The 259-nt window shown below is 53.7% G+C and carries 1 protein-coding gene; it reads right to left on the bottom strand.

Features of this window, described 5'->3' with window-relative positions; translation table 11 throughout:
- Positions 1 to 259: carbamoyl phosphate synthase preATP-grasp domain-containing protein (locus tag CF394_RS15320; protein ID WP_133079867.1), on the bottom strand; the 259-nt coding region annotated here is incomplete at both ends.

The raw sequence follows: 259 nt of genomic DNA on the forward strand, positions 1-259 counted from the left end.
TTTTTCCAAGCGGCTGGGGTACCTGCAGCATTTCAAGCGTCTGTTCGAACTTGTCGCGGTCCTCGGCGCGGTCCAAATCTTCAAGGGATGTTCCGAGAATGGCGACGCCCCTTTCTGCGAGCTCGTCGGCAAGGTTGATCGCAGTCTGTCCGCCAAACTGAACGACGACGCCTTTCGGCTGCTCCAAATCGATGATATGCATGACATCTTCAACAGTAAGCGGCTCAAAGTAGAGCTTGTCGGATATGCTGAAGTCTGT

The organism is Tetzosporium hominis, assembly GCF_002265435.1.
Taxonomy (GTDB): Bacteria; Bacillota; Bacilli; order Bacillales_A; family Planococcaceae; genus Chryseomicrobium; species Chryseomicrobium hominis.